This window comes from Pseudoalteromonas lipolytica, from assembly GCF_900116435.1.
GTDB classification, from domain to species: domain Bacteria; phylum Pseudomonadota; class Gammaproteobacteria; order Enterobacterales; family Alteromonadaceae; genus Pseudoalteromonas; species Pseudoalteromonas lipolytica.
This window is the reverse complement of the sequence record NZ_FPAZ01000013.1, coordinates 1-22,910: the sequence shown is the minus strand read 5'-3', so window position 1 is coordinate 22,910 and position 22,910 is coordinate 1. Positions and strand designations below refer to the sequence as shown.

The window sequence follows — 22,910 nt, the reverse complement described above, 5'->3', positions numbered from 1 at the left end:
AGCATTTTACGTAAACACAAAAGCGAGTTCCTCCATGCGTGATTATGGCAAGGTCTATACCCGCTTTTGGCTAAAGCAAAATGTTTTGTCCTGGAGTGACTCAGCGAAGTTGCTAGGACTGTATTTGCTTACATGCCCACATTGTAATTTGCTTGGCTGCTTTCGACTGCCGATTGGTTACGTTGCTTCTGACTTGAACTGGGATGAGCAACAGGTTGCCAAGGCGTTAAGTGAGTTAGAACAAGATCAGTTCCTGATTCGTTGCGAGGCATCTGGTTGGACTTTGATTCGAAGCTTTCTGAAGCACAACCCAATCGAAAACCCAAACCAAGGTAAGGCAGCCTTTCGGTTGCTTAAAGATGTACCTGCCGACTTCATTGGTATGGCATCGCTTTTGAAATCTCTTGCCGCTTTTCAAGCTCGGCTACCAGAAGAATTTTCATCATTGTTTATGCCTGATGGCAACCCGGTAAGGGACTCTCAACGGTCGGATGACTCTGAGAGAAGCAATAAACCAACAGTTAAAACTGTTGACCACATACAGTTTGAAGACTTCTGGGATGTACAAATACGCAAAGAAAAAAAAGCGAAAGCCAAAGAAGAATGGCTACGCATGGGCCTCAATGAAGACCATGAACTCGCCTTGGAAGTGCTAACACGCTGGAAAGAGCAACGAGACAACCGATTACAGTATCAAGATCGGACTAAGACCCCTATGCCACATAACTGGCTTTTAAACCGGCAATGGGAAGACGAGTACGTTCGCATTGATGAAGTACAGCAATCATCGACGAGCCTAAAGGGCAGCAATCACCAATTGAATATTGAAGAAAGCAATCGCCGCATTGCTGAAAGCTGGGCCGGACCAGGTATTCGGGAGGTTCGTTCAAGTGCAGGAGGTTGATAAACGCGAGTTTGCTGAAGTTTGGGGAGCAGCTTGGGCCATGTATGGCAAAAGCGTATCACCACAATTGCTATCCATCGCATTTGAAGCCCTTCGTGCTTATAGCATTGAAGAAGTGCGAATCGGTCTGACTCGGCATATTCAATCACCGGATACTGGGCAATTTTTTCCAAAGCCCGCTGACGTCATCAAGCATATCGACGGCAACTCAGGTTCAAAAGCCATGGTTGCTTGGAACAAAGTTGACAAGGCTGTTCGTCAGGTTGGCGCTTGGACATCCGTGATGTTTGACGATGCGCTTATCCACCGCGTGATTTCAGACATGGGTGGATGGGTTGAACTCTGCAAGGTTGATGACAGGGAATACCCCTTTAAGCAAAAAGAGTTTTTAACACGCTACCAGGCTTACTTGCTACGGGACGAAGTGGGTGAATACCCAAGGCTATTACAGGGTATTGCAGACCATCAGAACCAGCAAAAAGGATTTGATATGCAAGCGCCTGTTGCCGTAGGCGACTGGTCAAAAGCAGCACAAGTTTATACGAGAGGCATCGCCGACTTTAGCGCAGTGCCATTAAAAAGAATAAGCCCGAAAGCCATTCAGGCGCTTCTCGGAAATCAATTAGAGGACAAAAATGAAAACGATTAAAGCAAAAACTGTTGCCCTAGTGATAGCCATGTCCGCAAGCACTTCAGTCTATGCGTTTCCGGGCTATCAGTGGGAAAAAGCAGCACAAAGCTTTGGTATTGATCCAGTCATGCTCTACGCCGTTGCCTTGGCTGAGTCCGCCTCACATCGCGGTCTCAACATGACCAGTCCATGGCCATACGCAATTCGCAATGGTTCAAATGCAACCTACGCCAAATCTCAGACAGAAGCGGAGCAACTGTTAAACCAAGCACTGCAAGAGAGTGAAAAATACCAGCTCGATATTGGCCTAATGCAAATCAATTTGCATTGGCACGGACATCGGGTGAGTTCAGCGGCGGAACTGCTAGACCCCATCACCAACCTTACCGTCGGCTCCAGTATTTTGGCCGAAGCAATCAAGTCTTCACCTAACGATTTAGAGCTTGGCTTAGGCCGCTATCACAGTTGGAACGAAGAGCGTGCACGCTGGTATGGGCAAAGAGTGCTTTCTATTTATCGCAACATTTTACATGAACTGGAGGTCCGTCAATGACAACCAATCAACAAGACTTCTATCAATTAAATTTGGCGTACCTACACGCAGCACGTGAATTAGCGCGAATTGATCCGCAAGAGGCGGTCTTGCGCTTTGGACTTACACGCGACGTGGTGGATGCACTGATTAATGCCGGTGTTGACGACCTGCAACGAGTGGCGACCTCATCATTCATGCTGTTTCAACCAAGGGGTAACCAAAGCCAACTGATTGAGATGGTGAAGAGCAAAGGCACAGGTATCCCAAGAATCGCTTATTTATTATCAACCCTAAACAACAAGGGGGATGCATGATTGATAACCTGTCCAAAAGTGAGCTGTTTACCCGAGCCTCGCTGCTTATTAAATACGGATTTCGAACAACCATTATCGCGCTCGATACTGGTTTGCCAATCCACATTATCAGAAGGCTGCACAAAGAAGTGACTGGCAAGTCACCTTGTCCTGGTCAATTACCAGAATCTGATGCCATTGTTAAAAGCAGAAGAGCCCTAGTTGAAGGCTCCCTGCTGATGGCGCTTTATGTCAATATTGGTGGTGATAATGTCTACAAGCAATTAAATATCGATGCTTTGATGAAGGCTTACGATGCGTACTTGGTTGCAAGAGAAGAAGCAGATCTTCCAGCTGAGATCCCCTGGAAAAAACTAACCATCAATGAAGGTTGGGTTCTAGCTCGTGATTTAAGATCACAGCTTGCATCCTTACACCGGTGTCGATGCGGTAGTCTGTATTTGACGGTATCTCAACAGCGCATTCAGCTTAAATGTCCTGTGTGCGAGATTATGGCCGAGCAAACCACTAGAGCACTTTTTGAGAACTAACATGCTGATACATGATTTGATTGTGCATCGCCCGTGCACTTTGAGAGTACTATGATGACAAACTTACTTAAATCTTTACCAGCACGCTGCTGGGTTATTTCACTGGGGCTTTTTCTGGCGACTTTGGTTGCGGCTCATTTTTTTCCATCAGAAATATTAACGGCATCTGCCAAGTTAGCGGCTTTGCCATTTCTGTTCTGCACCGTCGTTTTTTTCAGCTACTTGGGATTCAAAGCGACCTGCAACCCCATCGGCCTTATAGCCATCACCACTATGTTTTTAGCAATCGCATATTGGCAAGCGAGTTGGGCAATTTTCTGTGTCGGCTTAGCTTTCTTAGGCTTAAGCGGTCTAATCCGTTTATTTCAAAGGCAACTGAAAGATACCGGTCGAGAACTAAGCCTGAGCGAAAAAAAAATATTGGTACTGGGTAAACGAATTTGCAGATGGTCGCTCATCTATTCTCCCCAAAAAACCAAAAAAGTAGCCAGCCTATCACGCTGGCTACCTTCTAATTCTAGTTCCTTCCTGATGCCTGGTTATAGGCCCTAATATCAATCAATTTGTTCTGAGCATAATCTCCCGCAAGCGATGCATTTGAGATCACCGCTATCTGCTTATCCACAAATGCTTTATCTTCTTCGAACACACTGTCAGGGATGTAAGCGCCACTCTCATCTGAACTGGTTTAATTGAGCCGGACACTTTAATAATGGACAATGTTCTAATATTGAGGTGTTAAATGACAAAACGTAAAAATAAATCTTATACAACTGAATTTAAGCAAGAAGCAGTCGCTCTGGTAACAGAACAAGGCTATTCAGTTTCAGAGGCCGCAGCCTCTTTGGGGATCACCACCAAACTTATTTATAACTGGAAAGCTAAACTTGAAGGGCAACAAGCTGGCAATTCACTCAATGAAGATGAGCGAGCCGAGCTAAAACGCCTAAGAAAAGAAGTGAAAGATCTCAAAACGGAGAAAGAGATCTTAAAAAAGGCCAGCGCCTTCTTTGCGAGAGAAATGAAGTAAAGTATCAGTTCATCAAAGAGAATAGCCAAGCTTATCGCGTTATGAAATTATGCTCTGCTATGAAGGTAAATCGCTCAAGCTATTACGCGTGGCTGGCACGTCCAGCAAAGCTTATACCGGCAGAAGAGCTACATCTTTACCGAAGAGCAAAAGCATTGTTTAAACGCAGCAGAGCAAGCTTAGGCTACCGTGAGTTATGTAAGAACTTACGTAAAGAAGGTTTTAAAATAACGCGCTACAAAACTAGAAAGTTAATGGCGAAGCTCAATTTAGTTGTTAAACAACGTGTGGCTTATAGAGTGACAACTAAACGTAAGCACTCAGATGCAGTTGCGGATAATTTGCTTAATCAGAACTTTAATCCGGTAGCACCGAATCAAATTTGGGCAGGCGATGTGACACTTAAGAACTGGCGAAGGCTGTTCACAATTTCAAAGGATTTAGAATATTATTTCAAAGAAACACCACTGTTACATAATCAAATATTAACAGAAAATAGTGAAAGTATCAGAGTTCACGCATCAGTTGTTAGAACCAAATACTTAGATCAGTGGTTGAAAGGGTTTAGTGATAAAGTTTGAGATGTGGAAATACATTGTTGTGAATATGAAAAGAGTAATATTAACTGATGAAAGAAAGTAATAAACTATCTATATTGCCAGAAAGACCAAAATATAATATTGATGAACATTTGATTTTATCAAAAAATACATATTTATCATTGCAGGAGTGCATTGCTAAGTTGAAATTTCACAAGAAAATATATGAAGAGTGGGATTTTAAGTCAGTAGATCCAAATGGTTCATCATTAATAATTAATTTTTATGGGGAACCAGGAACAGGAAAAACATTAGCAGCTGAATCTTTTGCAGGGACATTGGGTAGACCTATTATTAAAATTGGTATCGCTGATATCGAAAGTAAATATATGGGTGACAGTGCTAAAAACATTCAATCAGTGTTTGAGTTAGCAAATGAAGAGCAAGCAGTATTATTTTTTGATGAAGCTGACACCATGCTCGGTAAACGATTATCGAATGTTACTCAAGGTACAGATAATGAGGTGAACTCCGTTAGAACTACCTTACTTATTGAATTAGAAAAGTTTGATGGAATAGTGATATTTGCAACAAATTTCATTAAGAACTATGACTCTGCATTTATCAGTAGAATCGGTTATCAGATTGAGTTTGAACTCCCTGATTTTGCAGCTAGAAAGTTGCTTTGGAACAAATTTTTAGTTCCAAAAATCCCTTTGGATGGAGTTAGAGAGAACATAATTGAAGAGCTTGCGAGCAATAGTGAAAATTTCTCTGGTCGGGACATCAGAAAGTGTTTACGTATTTCTTTACCTAAAGTTTTCCAAAGACAAGATAGTGAATTTAAAATTAATAGAGATATTTTAATGGCATCTTTATTTGAAGTGAAAAGTGCGAAAAACCTACAAGAGGTTAGACGTAGAAAAGTAAATGATGACAGCTCGATTGATAAAGCGGTGTCAATTTTAGGTATTAAACAAGATAAAAACGAGGAGACTAAGTGATGGGGTGGTTAAGCAGTTTTTGTAGTGGAGTAAGCCGTGCGGTTAGCTCAACTGTTAGTGCGGTAAAGTCTGGTGTGTCTAAAGCATGGGAAGCTACTAAATCAGTAGCGACTAAAGCTGTAAGTTGGATGGCAGAAAAAGCTGAAACGGTTGTAAATTCAGCAAAAAAGGTTTGGAAAACAGTCAAACAATACATACCAGTAGTACGAAGTGTTTTAAAAAAAGCTGCTGAATTGGCTCCTTGGCCTTGGTTAAAAGGTGGGTTGAACTTACTTGAGAAAGGCTTGCTTTTTATCGAAAATTTTGAAAATACAAAACTTGGCAAGAGAATAAGTAAAGCTATTGATCAAGTTATAAAATTCGCAAAAGATCTTCATAAAAACTTCTTTAATGACCAAGAATTAAAAGAAGCGAAAGAACGAGAAGACCTATTTAAAGAGGCTGAAGCTGCCGCACAAGGAAACTCCGAGGCAGAAAAAACCATAGCACTTGCAAAAATGTTAAATGCTTACGGAATTGTCAATCGAGAAGTTCATGACCTTTTAATTGAGAAAAGTGAACTACTTAGCTTTGAACATTATTTAAGGCTTCGTGCAACTCAAAAATTGTTACTTGAAATTGAAGATACGCTCAGAACAAGTCAAAGAATCGAAAACATTACGGAAGATGATATTTTCTTGATTGAAATCGCTAACGAGTTTTTATCAGAAACCCCTACACTGAGTGAACAGCAGGGGATAAAACTTGACGAGATTATTTATCAAAGAAAGAAAAAACGCCTGCTGCCATTTGTTTTTGAAGAAATGATAGCTGCTTGGTATAAAACGATTGAAGAGCTTGAAACTGATTGGAAAGAAAAGTCTAAAGAAGTTAGCAAGCTAAAAATTGAGCTTAAGCGATTGACAAACCAACAAATAATTAGCGAGTTAGACCAACAAGAAATGACTCGTTTGAAAGAGCTTCAGGCTTTAGTACCAAATGAAGTTTCACGAGTAGATTTATTGGCAAAACGAAAAAGAGAGAGAGCGAGCTATGTTTATGCTGCTGAAGGGTTAATGCAGACCATAGAGAAGTCAGTTGAGGAGCTAGAAGCGGAGGAGCTAGAATTCTTAGTTGAAGATAGTGCTGAAATTGGCAAGCTACTTATTGACTGCTTGCAACATGGCGTTCAATGGGAAGAGCTAGAACAAGAACAAAAAGATATGATTCTTGATTATGCAAACATTTTTGAAGAAGCATGCAAAGAGCGAACCCAGAGTTTGCTTAAGGTAACAGCATAATGAATTTTTTAGAGTTTTTTATCCCAGATTTTAGTGAACTATTGCAAAAATTTTTTTCGTTTGGAATATTCGGCCTCCTTTTAATTACGGTTACATTGTTATTTATAAATGCTAAATCAAAAAATTGGGAAAAGAATTGGAACGGTAACCTAAGTTCTGATGACTCTTTATTAGGTTCAGAGCAGGGAACAATTTATGATATAAGTGAAGCTGTAGCTACTAAGTCTGAAAAATTATCGGAATCTATGCCAAGTTTTTTATTAATGATTGGATTGTTAGGTACATTTCTTGGTCTCGGTATCGCACTGAATGATGCTTCAGAAATCATTGGTGGTAAAGGTGGTTTATCTGGTCAAAATTACGATGATATTATGACCAAGCTTAATGGCATGATGACTGGCTTAGGGACGAAGTTTAAAGCTTCTATCTGGGGCATTTCAGGCTTTATCATATTAAGAGTAATCAATGGGGCTTCTCAAGTAGATAAGAAGCGCCTTGATTGGTGTGCTGCAAAGATTAAAGAAGACAATGCAATTAAAAATGATTTGCGAAGTAAACACGAATCTCTACGCTTAGACCAAACGATTACAGCATCTGAAAAACTAGGTGATAACATTAATTCCGTTTTACTTGATGGTTTTGAAAAACAGGCTTTGGTTATGAAGCAAAACCTTGAAGTTATTGAAAAAACGCACCTACAAAATATAGAGCTAGGTTCAGAGTTCAAGCAATTGAGCGCTTTATTATCTAATGTTTTTAGTAACCTTAGCCATTTAAATGAAAAATTAGTTCAAGAGTCTGAAACTAACAATGAAAAATTAGATGATCTTGTATCAGGTTTATTCGAATTTAAATCTGAATGTTTAGATATGCAAAAGCAGAATGCTATAACTAGCCATAAAGTTGTTTCTGAGATTGTAAACCTAGAGAAAAGTTTAGTTACAAATGGCAAAGAGCACTTAGATTCTGTTAATCAAGGCTTCCAAGATATTACACAGTGCTTATCAGGTATAGGAGTTGCCTCCCGAGAATCTTCAGAAAAAATAGTACTCCAACTTAAGGATTCTAGTGAAAAAACAGAAGCAAATCTACAAAAAATTAGCAAAGACTTTGAACGAGTAGCTTCAGCAACACAAGAAAGTTCAAAACAGATGAAAGAGTTCTCTCAATCAACTAAATCGAGTTTAACGACTTTAGGTGTTTCTAGTGAACGAATGGAAAAAGCTTCTGTTGGAATACAACAAGGTGCTAGCAAATTATCATCTGCTGTAGGTAATTTTGAAAATAATATCCGTAAGGTTATGAATAAAGTGTCTACCGATCTCGATGGAACAATCTCAAACATGAGTAATACTTTTACGGACTCGATGTCTACTATGGCGCAGGATATGAGTAGTTCAACACATGAGATTTCTAACGCTGTAAAAAGTAATGCTAAAAGTGTTGAGGCCACAATGGCGACAGTCAAATCCTCAATCAGTGACTCATTGAAGATTCAACAAAAATCCAGCGCTGAGTTCCAGTTATCAAGCCAAACATTGAATGAAACTATGGAAGAAGTAACAGCATTAGTTACCGACTTGAAAGAAAGCATTCAAAGTGGACTTAGTGCTGTGTCGAGAAGTGGTAAAGAGGTTAAATCTCTAAATCAAGCATATAAATCAATAAGCTCAACGGTTACTGAATCCTATGAACAAAATAAGTTGCTATTGTCAGAATTAAATGCGATTTGTTCTGAAATCAAAAGAAACAATGATACTAGTTATGTTCTAAAGTCATCTCTAGAAAATGGTCAGAAGCAATCCCTTGAAAAAATTTCAGTTCTAATTGGTTTGTTGAGAGATAGTAATGAAAATAAATCTGAACTGAATGAAATTAAGGAATTAAGAAAATCTGTTAGTGATTATTACAAAATGGCAAATGAAGAACGTAGATTACAACCAACCAAAATTAAAGAGGCTCTTTCATCGATCAACTCTTTAGAAAAAATATCCAACGATCTTGTATTAAATAATAGAGAGTTAAGGGGGATGAGTGATTCTTTACAATCTATATCCTTAAGCATCGAAGAGTTATCGACAAAAAATATTAGAAATGATGTTGTACCAGCATGAAAGATAAGCCAAATGAATGGGTAGCAATTTCTGACTTGATGACTGGCGTTATGGCTGTAGTTATGCTGTTTTTCATAGTTTCTTCAATAAAAGCGGCTATCGATAAAACGGTCATGAATCGTGAGATCAGTGATTTAAAAAGTCAAATCGAAGAGCAAGTAAAGACCGAGAATAGATTAAAGTCGTTAATTTCTGAAAACATGGAACAACTTCATGAATTTGACATTCTCGATAAAGCAGCCAAGTTAGGTGCTGAGCAAAAAAGAAAGCTCGATGAAATGCTTTATGAGCTAAAGGGAACCATTATCTCTAAAGATTCTAGACGATTTTTGAACTTTGACGTTGAAGAATCCAAGATAACTCTGAAAGATGGGGTCTTTTCAAGCGGAAGCGCATGTATTAACAGAAAAGCAAGTAATATTTTGCCTGAGTTAAATAAGGCTATAGAAGTTTTTTTTGTTAAATTCCCTTCTGGAAGGGTATATATTGAGGGGCATACGGATAATCAGCCTGTTAAGAACCCAGTTCTCGATATAGATAAGTTTTGCACTGTTTATGATGATAATTATACTTTGTCCGCTGCACGAGCTAGGGAAGCGAGAAAGTTATTGTTGAGTGGTAGTGACAACGATAATGAGAATAGAATTGTAGTTGCAGGCTTTGGTTCATCAACACCGATTGATGTGTTAAATCCATCAAGTTCAAAAAATAGGCGAGTTGAGGTGAGATTCATTTTAGATAATGTAAATTAATCAACTCTTACACAATAACATTTAATAGCCTCCTCAAGGAGGCTATTAATTATTTTTACTAACTATCGATGAATGGATAAACAGGGTCACCCCACAGCTCTTGGCTGTTATCCATCATAATCATGATGATTGTAGGAATAATTTGTTCAAGTAGAGATGTACAGTCTTTTAATTGTTGGCGGTTTGCAGAGCTGCCATAGGTTGCACCACCATGAATTATCTGGTTCCGCAGAGTGTAAAGTCGTGAAAACACGATTGATAGAACTAAAGCGGTATCATTCTGTCCAAGAGCTACGTTAGCTGTGACTTTAGCTTTGCTACGTACTTCTTTCCATTGTTCTTCTGTAATTCTACCTGACTGGTAACTCCAATAGCTTTCGAGAATAAACTCATTCCCGAGGATTACTCGGATTGCACCTGAAAAGTTTTCCCATACGATTTTGTCTAATAGCTTCTCTGAATCAAGTTCAACAAGTTTTGCCAAGAATTCTTGGTAAAGCCCACGCTCTCCATAGTTGTTTTTTTGCTCGAAGTCTTGTGCATACGCTGAGTTAAAAGCGATCCATAAAAATGTAAACTTAGAATCGTCATCAGAACATTCTTCTGCTTTTTTTAGCCAGCTCAACGCTCGGTGAGTTCTTAAAGCCAATGCTGATGGGTAATTATCACGCTCGTCACGATGGCGTTGCTTTAATGCTGAAAATGTATTCATTGTATGATCCGATACTAATTTTTTGTCTTATTATGCAGAGCATCATACCACGATATCATGTTCATGATTAAGCACAGATGCCGACATGTGACACATGGTGTCGTACAGACCGTTATAGTGACACGTCGAACTTCACGGCAGATAGCTCCTGATAAATGGGTTAGGGATCGTCTTGGCCTTGGTTGGCAACAGTCCGGGCCAGTAGATGGCGTGAAGAATAAAACCATCTGGGCGACCATCACGAAAACGCCGATAGAGCTTGGTTGTTACCAACCCCAATAGGCATAAAACCAAAGCATTACCGGTAAAAATGCCGATCACTAGCCCCAACAGAATGGGAGCCATCTCATCGGCACTCCAAAGCAGGAAGTGCGGCGGGTCATCGATATAGGATGGAATACTCACAGGTTCCATAGTCACTCCTCGTTGTTTGAATTGAGAAGTGAAGAATGCCTTGGGATTGGCAGGTTCGGTGGTCAGCTAGATGCCGAATTTTTGAAGGTTTTGAGGGTTCTACTCAGACAATACTAACAATTGATCTTTTTGATGCGGTTGATATGATGAGGATATTGGTCGTGTCGAGACCAGCTGCCCACTTTAGCAAACCCGGACGGGACGACATGCATATCAAATTTATTTTTTGCTTAGGTTTTTCTGCGACCTCGGCAGTGGGCACCGTATTCGCTAATAGGAGAAACTCAATGCAAATTACTAAAATCATTTCCTCTGCCACGGTTGAACGTTTAAAGCAAAAAGCACGAAAGCTTAAACGTGAAAAATCTATTCCACACACTCAAGCACTCGATGAAATTGCAAACTCTGTTGGTTTTAATCATTGGCATCAGGTTGTACAAGCTAATGACGCACTGAAACCATCAGAAGTGGCGTTATCTTCAGGATGTGTCATGGCTTTTGATGTCAAAGATGGTATGGATGTCGATACCAGTGATGGGGTTTTAATTGCAGACCACTTCTTGGAGATGCTCACTGAAAAGCAGCTATTGGAAATTTATGCCAATTCCCCTGATGAGGACGACGAACAAAACAGGCCGCTAAAAGAAACGCTATCGGATTCAGAGCTTCATGAGTATTTTCGAGATTATTGCTCATTCATGTACTTCCGTCTTGCCGAGCCTCATGCAAACAAACCGATAAAAGAAGTATTGGCTCTTATACGACAGTACTCTTTTTGGATGCCGCAATATATTTGGCTTCAAGGCCACCTTATTGATACTTACCATTTGCCTGCTGAAGACGAGAACGGCAATACCGTAGGCGTGAGGTTTTAGCTCTACAAGATGAGGCCTGACAGGCCTCATATCTTCTTCTGCAAGTGGCTTAACGCCAACCCCGCCATCAATGCTAAACCGATTATCAGCGACGGTAACACCACCGGTGGAATAGCCAGCGGGGCGAACAATCCCATAAACAGCAAAATGACACCTGAGCCCAGGATAATCATGCTGTAGCGGTGAATGATAGGGCTCGAAAAATCAAAGGTTGTCTTCTTAATCTTCCAGGTCATTAAGCCATCCCACAACGCCGGTAACATGAGAATAAGCGCAAAGGGCAACCAGACCATCAGTAAAGCAAATCGAGTGAACACTTGGTACAACACATCAAAAAATGCCTGAATACGGTCTTCTACCCAGACAAACCAAAAGCCTCCCATGTTCTCCATCCCTTTAGAGCGCAGTCGCTGCTCTTCAGTGGGGATTAGAAAATCACGCACAGATTGCTCCATCTGCGTATCCACAACCCATGATTGATACCAGCCATGGCTAGTTTGACCAATCCAATAGCTTGTTTGTGCGCCCAATTGATTTTGGATCATCTGCTTCTCTTTACTAATAACCCGGCCAGTCCAATCACCGGGCACTAACACGCCAATGGCAATAATCTCTAGCATCAGTGCCAGACACAGCAGCCAAACCGACTTATGCTTGCTCATGCCAAACATCCTCTTCTACTCGCGCCAGCATGGCTGCAACGGTTGGCGTCATAATCCGGGCTTTAATCACTTGTTGAAGCCGCTTTGTCGTCGTATGACCACTTTCATAACGCACATCGATGCGTCCTTCAGCTAAATACGCCATCCGATTCGGACGATTACGCATCCAGGTGTGGAAATAGACACCATCCACAGCGGCCCACTCGAAATGGTCAGGATCACGCAGGCGAATCCCCGTTAAAGCACTGGCGGCAGTCCAAGTCAGTGCCTCAATGAAATGCCACAGGCGCACACTGTCATCATCACAACTGACTTCTTCATAACTGCCCAAGCCATTACACAGACACAAATCAAAGATGGAATGGCCATCTAACGTGAGCGCATCCGTTAAATAGTCCGCCAAACAGTGCACTGAAGCCAAAGCGTGAGGCCAATCGGTTTCAAGCAGTCTTAAAGCTTCCTTGAACTGAGGGTTATGTTGCTGCCACTGAGCGAGCATTTCTTTACTGGTAAGTGTTGTCATTTTCAGACAGACAGAATGATGCATACAGACTCCTTATGCTGCCTGTGTAGAGCTGGTTAAAATAGGAATGCGACCTTTAATCACACGGCCACCTGAAAGCTTGGCGATGTACTCCAGGTTGGGAAGCTGGCCTAATAACTGCGGTGGAAACATATCGCCTTCTTCCTCCATCAAGCGCTCGCCATGATTGCCGGAAAATAACGCGGGGCTGTCCGAGTTTGACGACATACCTTGAGTTTGCATGATGTACTGCAACCGAGTCTTAGGCAGATTGTCGGTAATGTACTGCTGCGTTTCGGCATCCATCACCCGAAGGGCTATCAGGTTGTTGATGTTACCTAACACCTGGCGAGCCTTAGCTTCGCTGCCTGTACGAGCGGCAAAGTCAGCAAAGGTCTGAGTAGCAATCACACAACGCATTTTTGCGCCACGGCCTTTGTTGAGCAGTTGAATGAAGGGATCGTTGACGACTTCAGCCGCCTCATCGATGAAGATATTTACGGGACGATTATCAACACCATAGTTATAGCGGTCACCGGCCACGGCGGTGAGATCCGATAAAAGCAACGAACCGATGGCGCTGCCAACCATGGCGTCGGTCAATGAATCCAAGCCGATATACGCCACTTGGGCATTGTTGATAATACGGCCAGAATCCGTAATTAACCGGCTGTCATCCACATCGTTTGCAATCGGTGATAGCAGTGGGCCTAATTCACTTGATGTGAGCATATTGAGCACCGGCATCAGTGAGGCCACCATCTTTGAATAGTGGGTTCTATCGTGCTCAAACATGCTCAATAGCCCCTCCAAATCGGTATTGGCGGCAACAGGCTGAATGCGTTCGTAGTAGAAAAGCAGCATCGCCATGGCTTGTTTAGCCAAGGTATTGGCCTTTTCGGTAAAGCGCTTGATCTCCACACTAAAGTTCGGATACACCTGCTCCCCCCAGGCTGTGACGGCTTTTACTACCAAGCCTTCCGGGCCACCTTCCAAGAATCGCCTCAGTGTTTTCAGATCAGGACGCTGAGAAGTAAGCAACAAGCCTTGCACGATGTTATTCAGTGCCATTTGGCCAAAGGCTTTAAATGGATCAGCACCGGTTTCGGATGGAATTAATGCCGCAATTCGGCTGGCAATTTCAGTGCCCCGGTTAAAGTTCCTCAAGGGATTAAGACGTACTGAATGCTCTGGAAACCCCGGATGAAAATACACAAAGCGCTCTGGACTACCGGCCGCAATACAGGCTCGCTGTGCATTATCCTTAAGCTCTTTGTCTCCCTTGGGGTCAATAATAATCACGGCTTCATTACGCAAAATGGCCTGGGTGATCATCGCATCAAAGCATCGGGTTTTTCCCGCACCGGTCGTACCGACAATTAAGGTGTGCCCCTCAGTGTGACCAACTGGCTGGTACACATCGTCTTCTTTGGGCTCAACACCATGAATCCAGGTCGAACCCATTTGGCTATTCTTTCGATAAGAGGCGTGCCCCTGGTTAAGTAAGGTTTGCTTATCCCTTTTTAGAATTTCATAAGCGCGTTGGGCATGGCGTTGGTCCCACTCAAAGCCATAACCTAACCACAATTCATCAGGATGTTTTGCCATCACCTTTTGCAAATGCGACAGCGCCATAAAAGCCAATGGTTTTCCTTTTAGTCCCTTCTGCAATTTATAAAGACGATAAGCCTCAGGCAGGCGGTAAAACGCCATGCCCGAGGAAATCCCTGTCATCCACCAAAATGGCTCAGGTGGTAGCTCCGTCAGCATTTCTGCGGCAATCGCCCCTGTTGCACCAACTAGCCAACCTGCTGCTGCCATGGCTTCATAATTCGTGCGCCAAGGCATCTCATATGCGTTTTCTTTCATTCATGCTCCGCAAAATAACCGTTTGCAATCCGATTAATTTCAAATGGATTAACGTTCAGCGTGAGCGGTAAACAGAACCGTTTCCCCCTCATCAAACTGGCATTGGTCACTGGCCGAGATCCCCCGAAGCAGCTGTCCGGCTGGAATGCCATGCTCATTGGCGACTTGGCGTAAGGTTTGAATCGTGACGCGAATACCATCGGCACTATGATCCACGTCTGGGTAATCGCCATCGGTCAGTAAGATGGGCAAATCTTTCACAAAATTAACCATCTGTTGCCGCTGCGCGTGTTTGAGGTCTGTACTTGAGTTCGCATTGGGCGCAATCGGCTTTTGCTTACGCTCCGCTCTTGTGGCGAGCTCTTTTGCTTGGGCACTGGTTGTCTCAGTTCGACTCGGACGCTGTGAAGCCTCTTCGTTCTGAATTGCTGCCGCCGGTTCTGCATCTTGTTTGGAGAGGTCAATCTGTGCAGTTAGCCCTTTAGAAATCGATACTTTCAGCAGTAATCCTTGCTCCTGAACTCCATCATTTGTAGTCACAGTTCTGGCTTTACGCGTCGGGTTTGCCGGATCTAGTTCAAGCCAATCTAATCGACTGAGTTCAGCAAGCAGTTTTCGGGGGGCACACCAAGGTCTTACGGCATCGGGATAGCGGATCAGTATCTGTTCACCAACCATAACCAACGCACTGCTGGCCTCTGGGAGCCACGCCAAAGATTCAGGGAGATTCAATGCTTCTGTATCGTGCTGGTTTACGTTATTTGAGATAGCGCCATCATATGAATTGTTAGGCTTTTCGCATTCATCACCTGGAGCATTTTCAGTTGCCTGGGGGTTACTAACATCACTGGCATGACGAAGTTCATCATCTTGTTCGGACGATTTTGTCGATAGCGACTCAGCCGAACTGCTATGTTCGATTGATGATGACGCTTCAGACAAGCCTGGCTGCTCACAGGAACGACTCTGTGGCTCTGCTTGTGTTTGCTGTGTTGCTTCCCACTCAGGTTTACTAAACAGTGTCACACCACTTGGTACATTCGAGCTGAACAATAAATCGGCCTCAACTATATGCAGCATGCCTAACCAGATTGGCTTGTCGTCTTTGATCAGCACTTCAGGGGCAAGGCTTTCATATCGCTCATTTGAGGCGGATTTAGTGGCCAATCCTCGCTCAATGAGGATGTCCGCAAGGGTATCGGCATCTCTTGGGATGCCAGGTATCTTGTCTTTGGCCAATAACTCAATGATGTCCTTAGCCGCGCTTTTCCAAACCAAGTAAAGATGGGTTGATTGATTCGATTTTCGTATCCAAACTCTGGCATCTCGTTGATTGACCAGCCACTGGGAACTGGCAAGTAATCGCCTCATGGCATCAAGTAGATAGCGTTCAACTGGGACACCAAGAGCATTGTCGTCAACGGAAATTCGTTGAGCTTTCAGGTCTCGCTGGACACTGGTTTGGTCGGCTTCAATGACCAATCTAGAAAGAACATGCTCGGGATCGGTATTGCCAATTGCCTCCAGCATGGCTTGCAAAATCTCAGGGCCCGGCTGGGTTAACCAGGCGAGCAGCTCAGGTGTCATCACCCGGTTTAAAACCAGAATTGAAAATTGCTCGTGCCGCTTGCACCGTCCGTCGCGCCAGCGAATGAAATAGCGTTCAATGCTGTTATTTGTGGTCCACTGGGATAAGGTTTCTAAAAAAGGGTTCCACTGATAGCGTCCATCTTCGTCTGTGATGGACAAGTCTGAAACTGGCTTACCAATATCATGGAACAAACCGCCAAGAGCCGCTGCAACACGCCACCTTGGCTCTAGCTCTTTTTTCTCAACCGGTGTGCCACTGGCAACAAAGATGATCCCTTCAGCAGCTTGTGCAGCCCAGAAAGCAACTTCCAACGAATGACGTAATAAACCACCAGCGCCACTGTGATGATGATGCTCAGAAGCTGGCAACAAATGAACATAAGCAGCCAGATGATCAATGCAGGGCTGAATCAGCCTTTGAAAATCACGCAGGTTAAAGCCAAGTACCTGGCGCAGTTTGGCAATTAACTCGTCTTGTGTGGACTGCAAATCCTCGGGTGACGCAGCTGGCAACCCCTTCAGAAATGGCGGATAGCGTGGAATGTCTGCATCCAGTTGCGATGAAAGCTCTGATAGTGCTTTGGTTTGAAAAAATAGGTTTTTGAACATAGTGAACCTCCGACACGATAGTGTGAAGGTTCACTAGCAATTAGGTTGTTAGATAGTCGCAAGAAACTTGCACTTATCTGTAGCTATGATAGAGCTAAAGACTTAAAAACCAGTCTGGTTCAACTGTTACTTTTTCAACCAACTCTGTTTTAACACCTAAACTAAGTTCTTTGAGCTTATCGGCTAACTGATCACCATCAACCAAGTCAATCGGAGCAACACCATCACGGTTGGCTTCTTCAATGGCTGCTTTTGTAAAGCTGCCAGTTGTTATAAACATCCCACGATCTGCACGTCCTACTGTTGCCCCTCTGAAATCTCGGATTTCTGGTGCCCCAACTGAGCCTTTGTATTTTTTACACTGAAAGGCAATATGAAAACTCATCAAACCATTGATTCGGGCAATTCCTTTGCCATCGATACCACCATCCCCCGTGCGACCAGTCACTTCAACATGAATGAAGCCTGATTCTCTCAATAACCTCTGTGTTAACCGCTCAAAAGCATCAGGGCTCATTTCTTCAATGAGTACATGGTGTAACTTTTCACGCCAAGCCATAGCTTCTTCTGGTGAATCATCAGACGAAAGCTCTGGCTCTGAAGAAGAACTTTTTGACCCCCCAGGCTTTCGGTCAAGTTCTCTGACAAAGTTCACAATCTCTCGACTATCCAGCTTAGCATTTTGCTTGGCTTTATCAGTCAAAGCCCAGACGCCTCTTGATGAATTCTCAAGATATCCTGCTTTTTTGAGGTAGGTTCTCGCCCAAGCCAATCGATAACCAACCTCCGTTTGGCTGCTCTTTTCGGGGTTATGCAATACGGCTAGAGTCTGCTCATCAAACTTTTCTAGCTCCACGACCTCCTCGTATATTTCATCAATACTGCCTGAGCCTCCAAGATTGTTCAGGGCGATGATGAGTGGCTGCATCAGCTGGTCAAAAGTAACCATAAAAGATCCTATCCAAAATCAAAAATAGGCTTCCCATTCTAGAAAGGGCAGCCCATATTGTGACATTAATATCTAGCCGCTTACGACTTCCATCAATTTCGAGTAACTCGTTACAACATCATATTTGACGTTTTCACTCGTGATCTCTGCATTAATTTTTTCAAAGAATTTCCTAGCACATTCAATCTTGCGATCTTCTATGCCACGCAATTCAAGCGAAGACATCGTTCCTTTAGTCTCAGCAATAAAGTAAATGTGTTTAACACTTCCTTCTTTGAAAGAAATAGCCCAATCAGGGTTGTAGTCGCCAACAGGCGTCGGTATCAGAAAACCACGAGGCAGTTTTGCATAAACCACGACTTCTTTGCTTGTATCAAGTTCGGTAACAAAGTCTCGTTCAATACCTTGTGAATCAACGACAACATAATCATAAATATGTTTATTAACGCCACTAACGGCTTTTGTCATATCTGTAATTTTTTGCTCAGCCGTAAATATATCAACATCATAAGATTCGTTAGTTGGATCATATGATAGCTTCTCGATAATCACCGATGCCTTTTGCTCTTTCACAAGGCGTGAAGCTTCAGCTAGAAAATGCTCAGGGTTCTGCTTAAATTGTGCAAATACTACAGGTTCTATACCCATCAGAATTTCGGCGACTGTTTTGCGAGTCAGCACACAATTTTCAGCCAACTTACCAACCAAGTCATAACGAACAGCAGAATGAATGCTCGATTGATGAGTTTCAGTCTCAGTGTTTTTCACCTTGAAACTTTGTCCAGCTTTGAGTTGTTCGTCGGTAATGCCATCCAATTGAACACCATCTTGAATGGTGTACTGAAGAGGCGTTACCTTAAGTTCTTTATTGAGTACTCGAATACAATTTTTAATCAACTCAGACGAATCAAAATCAACCTTATAAACCGCTTTGCGATTGATTTTGTGCCAAAGATCCTGAAACTCTTTCTTATCAAAATTAGCATTCAACGGATTGTTTTTAGGTTTACGATCATCACCAACACCCGGCAATTGCGCTTCACTATAAACGCCGTCTATCAGAGTCAATATTTGCTCTCGGTAAGGCTCTAACTCAATAGGCATTGGCGCTAACTGTCCACTAGCCTTAGCCTGGTGGAATGATGGCGCAATTGAATCGTCAGCTTCATTGGTATAATCATTTTTAAGCAAATACTTATAAATTTGCTTAGCCATTACAGGTGTTACTTCTACAGGTCCATCAGCCGTTGTAATTGTCTTACCCGTAAAATAAGCTTCATCTGCTTTTCTAGGTCTCGCTGAAAGAGACTCGCTGATCTCTTTTTGCAGATTCGTGACAAAGTCTTTATAGCTTTCACTTGCAATCACCGACAAGACATTAATTTCATGCACAGTTGCCGGATGATCTTGTCTGTCACCATGTTTATTGACGGCCAGACGTAAACCACGTCCAACTTCTTGACGACGAGAGATAGTATTGTCGCTGTGTTTCAACATACACATGACAAATACGTTTGGATTATCCCACCCCTCGCGCAAGGCCGAGTGTGAAAAGATAAATCGAGTAGGCTCTACAAACGAAAGTAACTTTTCCTTATCTTTTAAAATCAAATCATAGGCATCTACATCGTCTGATAGCCCGGCATCTTCACCACGGACTTTAAAGCCGGGGTTCTGAAGGCGATTTGATTTCTTATCAATTGAGAAGTAACCATTATGCGTTCTAGAGCCTTCAATGGCCGATAGATAGGCTTTATAGGTATCAGTCTGCTCACTTGGTAAAAGAGGCAACTCATCAAGATACTCCTGTACAAGCAAGGAATACTCTTCTTCAAAGACGCGAGCATAATCACCTTTTTCATCGGCTTGAGAGTAGTCTCTATACTTTGCGACTTCGTCAATAAAAAAGAGAGAGAGAACCTTTATACCCTGGTTAAAAAGTGTTTTTTCTTTTTCAAGGTGCGCTTTAATTGTCTCGCGGATCTGTATTCGGCGAATGGTCTCTTCGGTCACGTCTCCCGTGGCATCGCCCGCGGTTAAAACATGGCCATTTTTGAATTCAACCGTGTCGTTAATCGCGTTGACATCAGTAACCACAAAATCACGGTACTGGTCCAGACCATTACTAAGATCAAAAAGATTATCGCCCTTAGTGACCTTCTTGGGTATGCGTTTAATGCCATTTTGTTGTTTAACTTCGATCTCAATGCGAGCCACTGGCATTTTTTTCGAGATCTCGATGGATTCCAGATATAGATAGGCTGTAGTTCCCGCCAAGCCTTTTACTGAAATACCACGAACTGCAATTTTCTTAACCAGCTTATTGTTATAAGCGTCAAGCGCATCCAGGCGATGCACCTTATTATGTGTTGTCTTATGCGTGGCCGAATATCGAAGTACCATCAGTGGTTTGAATTTGGCTAAGGCATCTAATGTCTTCTTGCCTTCCATCTTCTGCGGCTCATCCAAAATCAGGATTGGACGGTTTGCACTTATAACATCAATAGGACGCCTAGACTGAAAGTCATCCAACTCTTCATAAATACGTCGATTGTCTTTTCCTGACGCATTAAAGGCTTGAATATTGATGACCATCACATTGATGCCACTGTCAGAAGAAAAACTCTCTAACTGGTGCAATTGTTTTGAGTTATAGATAAAAAACCGTGCCTTTTTACCGTCGTAACTCTGAGCAAAATGCTCACCTGTGATTTGCAGCGACTTGTAAACACCTTCACGAATGGCGATGCTAGGCACAACGATAATAAATTTGCTCCAGCCATAGCGCTTATTCATCTCAAAGATGGTTTTGATGTAGCAATATGTCTTACCAGTACCGGTTTCCATTTCAACATCGAGATTAATCTTAGAGCTAGCATTGCTGACTAACGCTTCTGAAACCGGGAGATTCTGTCTACTTTGCACACCATGAATATTTTGCAATAACTGCGATTCAGTGATCGCGAGTTCAGCATTTTTAAAACCGTCTTGGTCGCTCATATCCCAGCCAGCATTACCAAATTTATCTTTGGCAACACCAGGGTCGATTCGGTAGGTTACGCCGGAGGTATTAGGTTGCCCCGCAAAGCAGTCAACAACCGATTCAACGGCAACAGTTTGATAAGGTTGGACTTTGAACTTTAACTTCATGCTCCCCCCCTTATATCGCTTTAACTTCAGTATGCGGCGACACTTGCTTGAAAATCTGCTCAGCATTGATTTTTACTGCATCAGACTCAAAGCCGTCATCACGGAACACTACGCGAAGTGGTTCTTTTATGGCTAACTCTTTAATCAAAGCTTCATTTATACGCAGATCAAAACAGGCCACCAACGCATCATCATCGACAAAGAATACCGATTTACCTTGAATCGTTTCTTTTCTAATTGGCAAGGTTAAATCGACGCCCCAATCAAGCAGTACCTGGAAGAGTAAATCCTCATCAGTGCGGTCTGGTTTAATATTATCTACCAATAAGTCTAACGAACCCTGAGTAACTTGATCTGGCGAGTAGTACACATCTGCCATATTGGAAGTATCAACTTTAAGCACTCGGAAGCCAACGTCTTTATTCCAGTCTTGGTGGCACTCGCCCTCTAATATTTTGGTGCCAGCTCGGCGAATGCGTTCTTTAGAAACTTCGGTCAAGTAGTGTTCTTTGGATAAAGATTTGCAGATTGAAATCGCACTTTTGATTACTTTCTTCTCTATAGGAGATGATACCCTCTCAAGAGACTCATCTAGATCTTCTGGCAATTGAACCATTATGAACTTTCGATTTTTACCGTCTTGTGAATTTAACCGCATTAAAGCATCAGCAGTTGAAGAAGAACCTGCAAAAAAATCAAGCACAGTAAAATCATCGCCATCAAGTAAAGATATTAGCATTTTAATAAAACCAATATTCTTTGGCGCGGAAAAAGGTGAATTATCCAGCTCAAATAGAGACTTAATATATGTACCAGCACCTGTGGTGGTTAACTCCACGCGAATTCAAGTCCGAAGTGCACCACTCGCTAAATTAGGCTGCTTTGCGTAATTCATCGAATATTACCGCTGGTTGCCTAAACCCTAGACATTTTCTCGGCCTCGCATTGAGCGCCTTTTCTATGTGCGCAATTTGCTTATCTGTCACCGTTCGTAAATCAGTGCCTTTGCGAATATATTGACGCAACAAGCCATTAAAGTTCTCATTTAACCCTCTTTCCCATGATGAGTAGGGGTTAGCAAAGTAGATGTCGGTTTTTAGCTTGTCTGAAACATGCTCATGTTCACAAAACTCACTCCCGTTGTCTGCGGTTATCGTATGAACATGGCGTCGATAGCGCCACAGCATACCTATCATTGCTCTGCTCACTTGCGCTGCACTTTTTGCTGGCACTTTGCGTATCAGGTAAAACTTACTTGTACGCTCGACTAAACTAACGATTGCTCCCGTACCATGCTTGCCAAGTACTGTATCCGCTTCCCAATCACCAAATCGTGTCTTAGTGTCAACAATCGCAGGTCTATGTTCAATGCCAACACGATTTGGGATGATGACACGTTTGCTTCGGCTGCCTTTACGATAACGTCTGTGCCCTTGTCGCAGATGTTTGTATAGCTTGCCACCACTCAATTTATCTTTTTGAATATAGCCATAAATCCATTCATGACTCACAGGATGCCCGATAATTTTGCTTACACCCGCAACCTGCTCAGGGCTCCATTTTTGCTCCAATCCAAACTCAACGAACGCAATTGTAAGTGCTGGCATGGAATACTTGGCAGCTAGATGTTTTCGTTTACATGCCTTTGAATGTGCAACCTCAGGCAAGTAATGACTTCGAGTACTATTGCGCCTAACTTCACGACTTATAGTGCTGTGGCTCACTTTTAGCCTTTTCCCTATCTCTCGATAGCTAAAACCCTCGCGTAAGTAGGCCTCAATCTGGTATCTTTGCCCTTCGATCAACTGCTTGTAACTCATGGTATCTACTCTTGTTTTTTGGCGATTACAGAGTACCACCAACAGGCAGTTGATCTCTTCTCACCGTTTAACCATGAGTGGTGCACTTATTATCTGAATTCGGG

General features: G+C 42.6%; 20 protein-coding genes and 2 pseudogenes. 12 read left to right on the top strand and 10 right to left on the bottom strand.

Going from position 1 to position 22,910, the window contains the following annotated elements; translation table 11 throughout:
- Positions 1–34 precede the first annotated feature (34 nt).
- From BM378_RS14135 to BM378_RS20435, 11 genes and pseudogenes are all read left to right on the top strand, one after another.
- A complete protein-coding gene (locus BM378_RS14135; protein WP_074989438.1) occupies positions 35–904 on the top strand; it encodes a hypothetical protein in 870 nt (289 codons plus the stop codon).
- Complete coding sequence (locus BM378_RS14130) at positions 891–1,553, top strand: DUF6475 domain-containing protein (RefSeq protein ID WP_074989437.1); 663 nt, start codon at positions 891–893, stop codon at positions 1,551–1,553. The genes BM378_RS14135 and BM378_RS14130 overlap by 14 nt, the downstream gene beginning before the upstream one ends.
- Positions 1,540–2,088 carry a lytic transglycosylase domain-containing protein gene (locus tag BM378_RS14125; protein ID WP_074989436.1) on the top strand — a complete coding sequence of 183 codons (549 nt, stop codon included), beginning with the start codon at positions 1,540–1,542 and terminating at the stop codon, positions 2,086–2,088. The genes BM378_RS14130 and BM378_RS14125 overlap by 14 nt, the downstream gene beginning before the upstream one ends.
- On the top strand, positions 2,085–2,384 hold the full coding sequence (locus BM378_RS14120; protein WP_000210563.1) for a flagellar transcriptional regulator FlhD: 300 nt from the start codon (positions 2,085–2,087) through the stop codon (positions 2,382–2,384). Before BM378_RS14125 ends, BM378_RS14120 begins: the two co-directional genes overlap by 4 nt.
- Complete coding sequence (locus tag BM378_RS14115; RefSeq protein ID WP_000566753.1) at positions 2,381–2,914, top strand: FlhC family transcriptional regulator; 534 nt, start codon at positions 2,381–2,383, stop codon at positions 2,912–2,914. The genes BM378_RS14120 and BM378_RS14115 overlap by 4 nt, the downstream gene beginning before the upstream one ends.
- A gap of 54 nt (positions 2,915–2,968) precedes the next feature.
- Positions 2,969–3,401: pseudogene (gene eexR / locus BM378_RS14110) on the top strand (entry exclusion protein EexR).
- Between the two features lie 255 nt (positions 3,402–3,656).
- A pseudogene (locus tag BM378_RS20790) lies at positions 3,657–4,364 on the top strand (IS3 family transposase); the annotation flags it as partial.
- A 208-nt stretch (positions 4,365–4,572) separates the two neighbouring features.
- On the top strand, positions 4,573–5,487 hold the full coding sequence (locus BM378_RS14095) for an ATP-binding protein (RefSeq protein WP_083422919.1): 915 nt from the start codon (positions 4,573–4,575) through the stop codon (positions 5,485–5,487).
- Positions 5,484–6,767 (top strand): hypothetical protein, encoded by a 1,284-nt coding sequence (locus tag BM378_RS14090; protein ID WP_143104588.1) that lies wholly within the window; start codon positions 5,484–5,486, stop codon positions 6,765–6,767. Before BM378_RS14095 ends, BM378_RS14090 begins: the two co-directional genes overlap by 4 nt.
- On the top strand, positions 6,767–8,881 hold the full coding sequence (locus BM378_RS14085; RefSeq protein WP_074989433.1) for a coiled-coil domain-containing protein: 2,115 nt from the start codon (positions 6,767–6,769) through the stop codon (positions 8,879–8,881). The genes BM378_RS14090 and BM378_RS14085 overlap by 1 nt, the downstream gene beginning before the upstream one ends.
- On the top strand, positions 8,878–9,633 hold the full coding sequence (locus tag BM378_RS20435; protein WP_074989432.1) for an OmpA family protein: 756 nt from the start codon (positions 8,878–8,880) through the stop codon (positions 9,631–9,633). Before BM378_RS14085 ends, BM378_RS20435 begins: the two co-directional genes overlap by 4 nt.
- A 58-nt stretch (positions 9,634–9,691) precedes the next feature.
- Here the strand turns inward: BM378_RS20435 and BM378_RS14075 are convergent, their stop codons facing one another.
- Complete coding sequence (locus BM378_RS14075) at positions 9,692–10,345, bottom strand: HEPN domain-containing protein (RefSeq protein ID WP_074989431.1); 654 nt, start codon at positions 10,343–10,345, stop codon at positions 9,692–9,694.
- Positions 10,346–10,477: 132 nt separating this feature from the next.
- Entirely contained in the window at positions 10,478–10,759 is a 282-nt protein-coding gene (traL, locus tag BM378_RS14070) for a type IV conjugative transfer system protein TraL (RefSeq protein ID WP_074989430.1), read from the bottom strand.
- 287 nt (positions 10,760–11,046) lie between these two features.
- Here traL and BM378_RS14060 point away from each other — a divergent pair, with 287 nt between their 5' ends.
- The gene (locus tag BM378_RS14060; protein WP_074989429.1) at positions 11,047–11,634 is read left to right on the top strand and encodes a P-loop NTPase family protein; all 588 of its coding nucleotides are present in this window, start codon (positions 11,047–11,049) and stop codon (positions 11,632–11,634) included.
- A gap of 26 nt (positions 11,635–11,660) precedes the next feature.
- On the opposite strand, the gene BM378_RS14055 is transcribed toward BM378_RS14060, so the two are convergent.
- The 8 genes from BM378_RS14055 to BM378_RS14020 all read right to left on the bottom strand — a co-directional run bounded on the left by BM378_RS14055 (position 11,661) and on the right by BM378_RS14020 (position 22,806).
- Positions 11,661–12,296 (bottom strand): IncC plasmid conjugative DNA transfer DtrJ family protein, encoded by a 636-nt coding sequence (locus BM378_RS14055; protein WP_000033753.1) that lies wholly within the window; start codon positions 12,294–12,296, stop codon positions 11,661–11,663.
- Positions 12,283–12,843, bottom strand: a complete 561-nt coding sequence (locus tag BM378_RS14050; protein ID WP_074989428.1) for a conjugative transfer protein — start codon at positions 12,841–12,843, stop codon at positions 12,283–12,285. The genes BM378_RS14055 and BM378_RS14050 overlap by 14 nt, the downstream gene beginning before the upstream one ends.
- A 9-nt stretch (positions 12,844–12,852) precedes the next feature.
- A complete protein-coding gene (traD, locus tag BM378_RS14045) occupies positions 12,853–14,688 on the bottom strand; it encodes a conjugative transfer system coupling protein TraD (protein WP_074989427.1) in 1,836 nt (611 codons plus the stop codon).
- Positions 14,689–14,736: 48 nt separating this feature from the next.
- Positions 14,737–16,887, bottom strand: coding sequence for a MobH family relaxase (gene mobH / locus BM378_RS14040; protein ID WP_074989426.1), 2,151 nt, complete (start codon positions 16,885–16,887; stop codon positions 14,737–14,739).
- Between the two features lie 94 nt (positions 16,888–16,981).
- The gene (locus tag BM378_RS14035; protein WP_024024115.1) at positions 16,982–17,836 is read right to left on the bottom strand and encodes a restriction endonuclease; all 855 of its coding nucleotides are present in this window, start codon (positions 17,834–17,836) and stop codon (positions 16,982–16,984) included.
- Positions 17,837–17,908: 72 nt separating this feature from the next.
- Entirely contained in the window at positions 17,909–20,986 is a 3,078-nt protein-coding gene (locus BM378_RS14030; protein ID WP_074989425.1) for a type III restriction-modification system endonuclease, read from the bottom strand.
- A gap of 10 nt (positions 20,987–20,996) precedes the next feature.
- Positions 20,997–21,824, bottom strand: a complete 828-nt coding sequence (locus BM378_RS14025; protein WP_218158196.1) for a site-specific DNA-methyltransferase — start codon at positions 21,822–21,824, stop codon at positions 20,997–20,999.
- Positions 21,825–21,858: 34 nt separating this feature from the next.
- Positions 21,859–22,806, bottom strand: coding sequence for an IS30 family transposase (locus tag BM378_RS14020; protein ID WP_074989424.1), 948 nt, complete (start codon positions 22,804–22,806; stop codon positions 21,859–21,861).
- Positions 22,807–22,910 lie beyond the last annotated feature (104 nt).

What these genes read in the sequence shown, in the direction of transcription:
- BM378_RS14060 (WP_074989429.1), top strand. Translation starts at nt 11,047, where the DNA reads ATGCAAATTACTAAAATCATTTCCTCTGCCACGGTTGAACGTTTAAAG.
- BM378_RS14030 (WP_074989425.1), bottom strand. Translation starts at nt 20,986, where the DNA reads ATGAAGTTAAAGTTCAAAGTCCAACCTTATCAAACTGTTGCCGTTGAA.
- BM378_RS14075 (WP_074989431.1), bottom strand. Translation starts at nt 10,345, where the DNA reads ATGAATACATTTTCAGCATTAAAGCAACGCCATCGTGACGAGCGTGAT.
- BM378_RS14120 (WP_000210563.1), top strand. Translation starts at nt 2,085, where the DNA reads ATGACAACCAATCAACAAGACTTCTATCAATTAAATTTGGCGTACCTA.
- BM378_RS14095 (WP_083422919.1), top strand. Translation starts at nt 4,573, where the DNA reads ATGAAAGAAAGTAATAAACTATCTATATTGCCAGAAAGACCAAAATAT.
- BM378_RS20435 (WP_074989432.1), top strand. Translation starts at nt 8,878, where the DNA reads ATGAAAGATAAGCCAAATGAATGGGTAGCAATTTCTGACTTGATGACT.
- BM378_RS14085 (WP_074989433.1), top strand. Translation starts at nt 6,767, where the DNA reads ATGAATTTTTTAGAGTTTTTTATCCCAGATTTTAGTGAACTATTGCAA.
- BM378_RS14020 (WP_074989424.1), bottom strand. Translation starts at nt 22,806, where the DNA reads ATGAGTTACAAGCAGTTGATCGAAGGGCAAAGATACCAGATTGAGGCC.
- traD (WP_074989427.1), bottom strand. Translation starts at nt 14,688, where the DNA reads ATGAAAGAAAACGCATATGAGATGCCTTGGCGCACGAATTATGAAGCC.
- BM378_RS14050 (WP_074989428.1), bottom strand. Translation starts at nt 12,843, where the DNA reads ATGCATCATTCTGTCTGTCTGAAAATGACAACACTTACCAGTAAAGAA.
- BM378_RS14135 (WP_074989438.1), top strand. Translation starts at nt 35, where the DNA reads ATGCGTGATTATGGCAAGGTCTATACCCGCTTTTGGCTAAAGCAAAAT.
- BM378_RS14055 (WP_000033753.1), bottom strand. Translation starts at nt 12,296, where the DNA reads ATGAGCAAGCATAAGTCGGTTTGGCTGCTGTGTCTGGCACTGATGCTA.
- traL (WP_074989430.1), bottom strand. Translation starts at nt 10,759, where the DNA reads ATGGAACCTGTGAGTATTCCATCCTATATCGATGACCCGCCGCACTTC.
- BM378_RS14115 (WP_000566753.1), top strand. Translation starts at nt 2,381, where the DNA reads ATGATTGATAACCTGTCCAAAAGTGAGCTGTTTACCCGAGCCTCGCTG.
- BM378_RS14035 (WP_024024115.1), bottom strand. Translation starts at nt 17,836, where the DNA reads ATGGTTACTTTTGACCAGCTGATGCAGCCACTCATCATCGCCCTGAAC.
- mobH (WP_074989426.1), bottom strand. Translation starts at nt 16,887, where the DNA reads ATGTTCAAAAACCTATTTTTTCAAACCAAAGCACTATCAGAGCTTTCA.
- BM378_RS14125 (WP_074989436.1), top strand. Translation starts at nt 1,540, where the DNA reads ATGAAAACGATTAAAGCAAAAACTGTTGCCCTAGTGATAGCCATGTCC.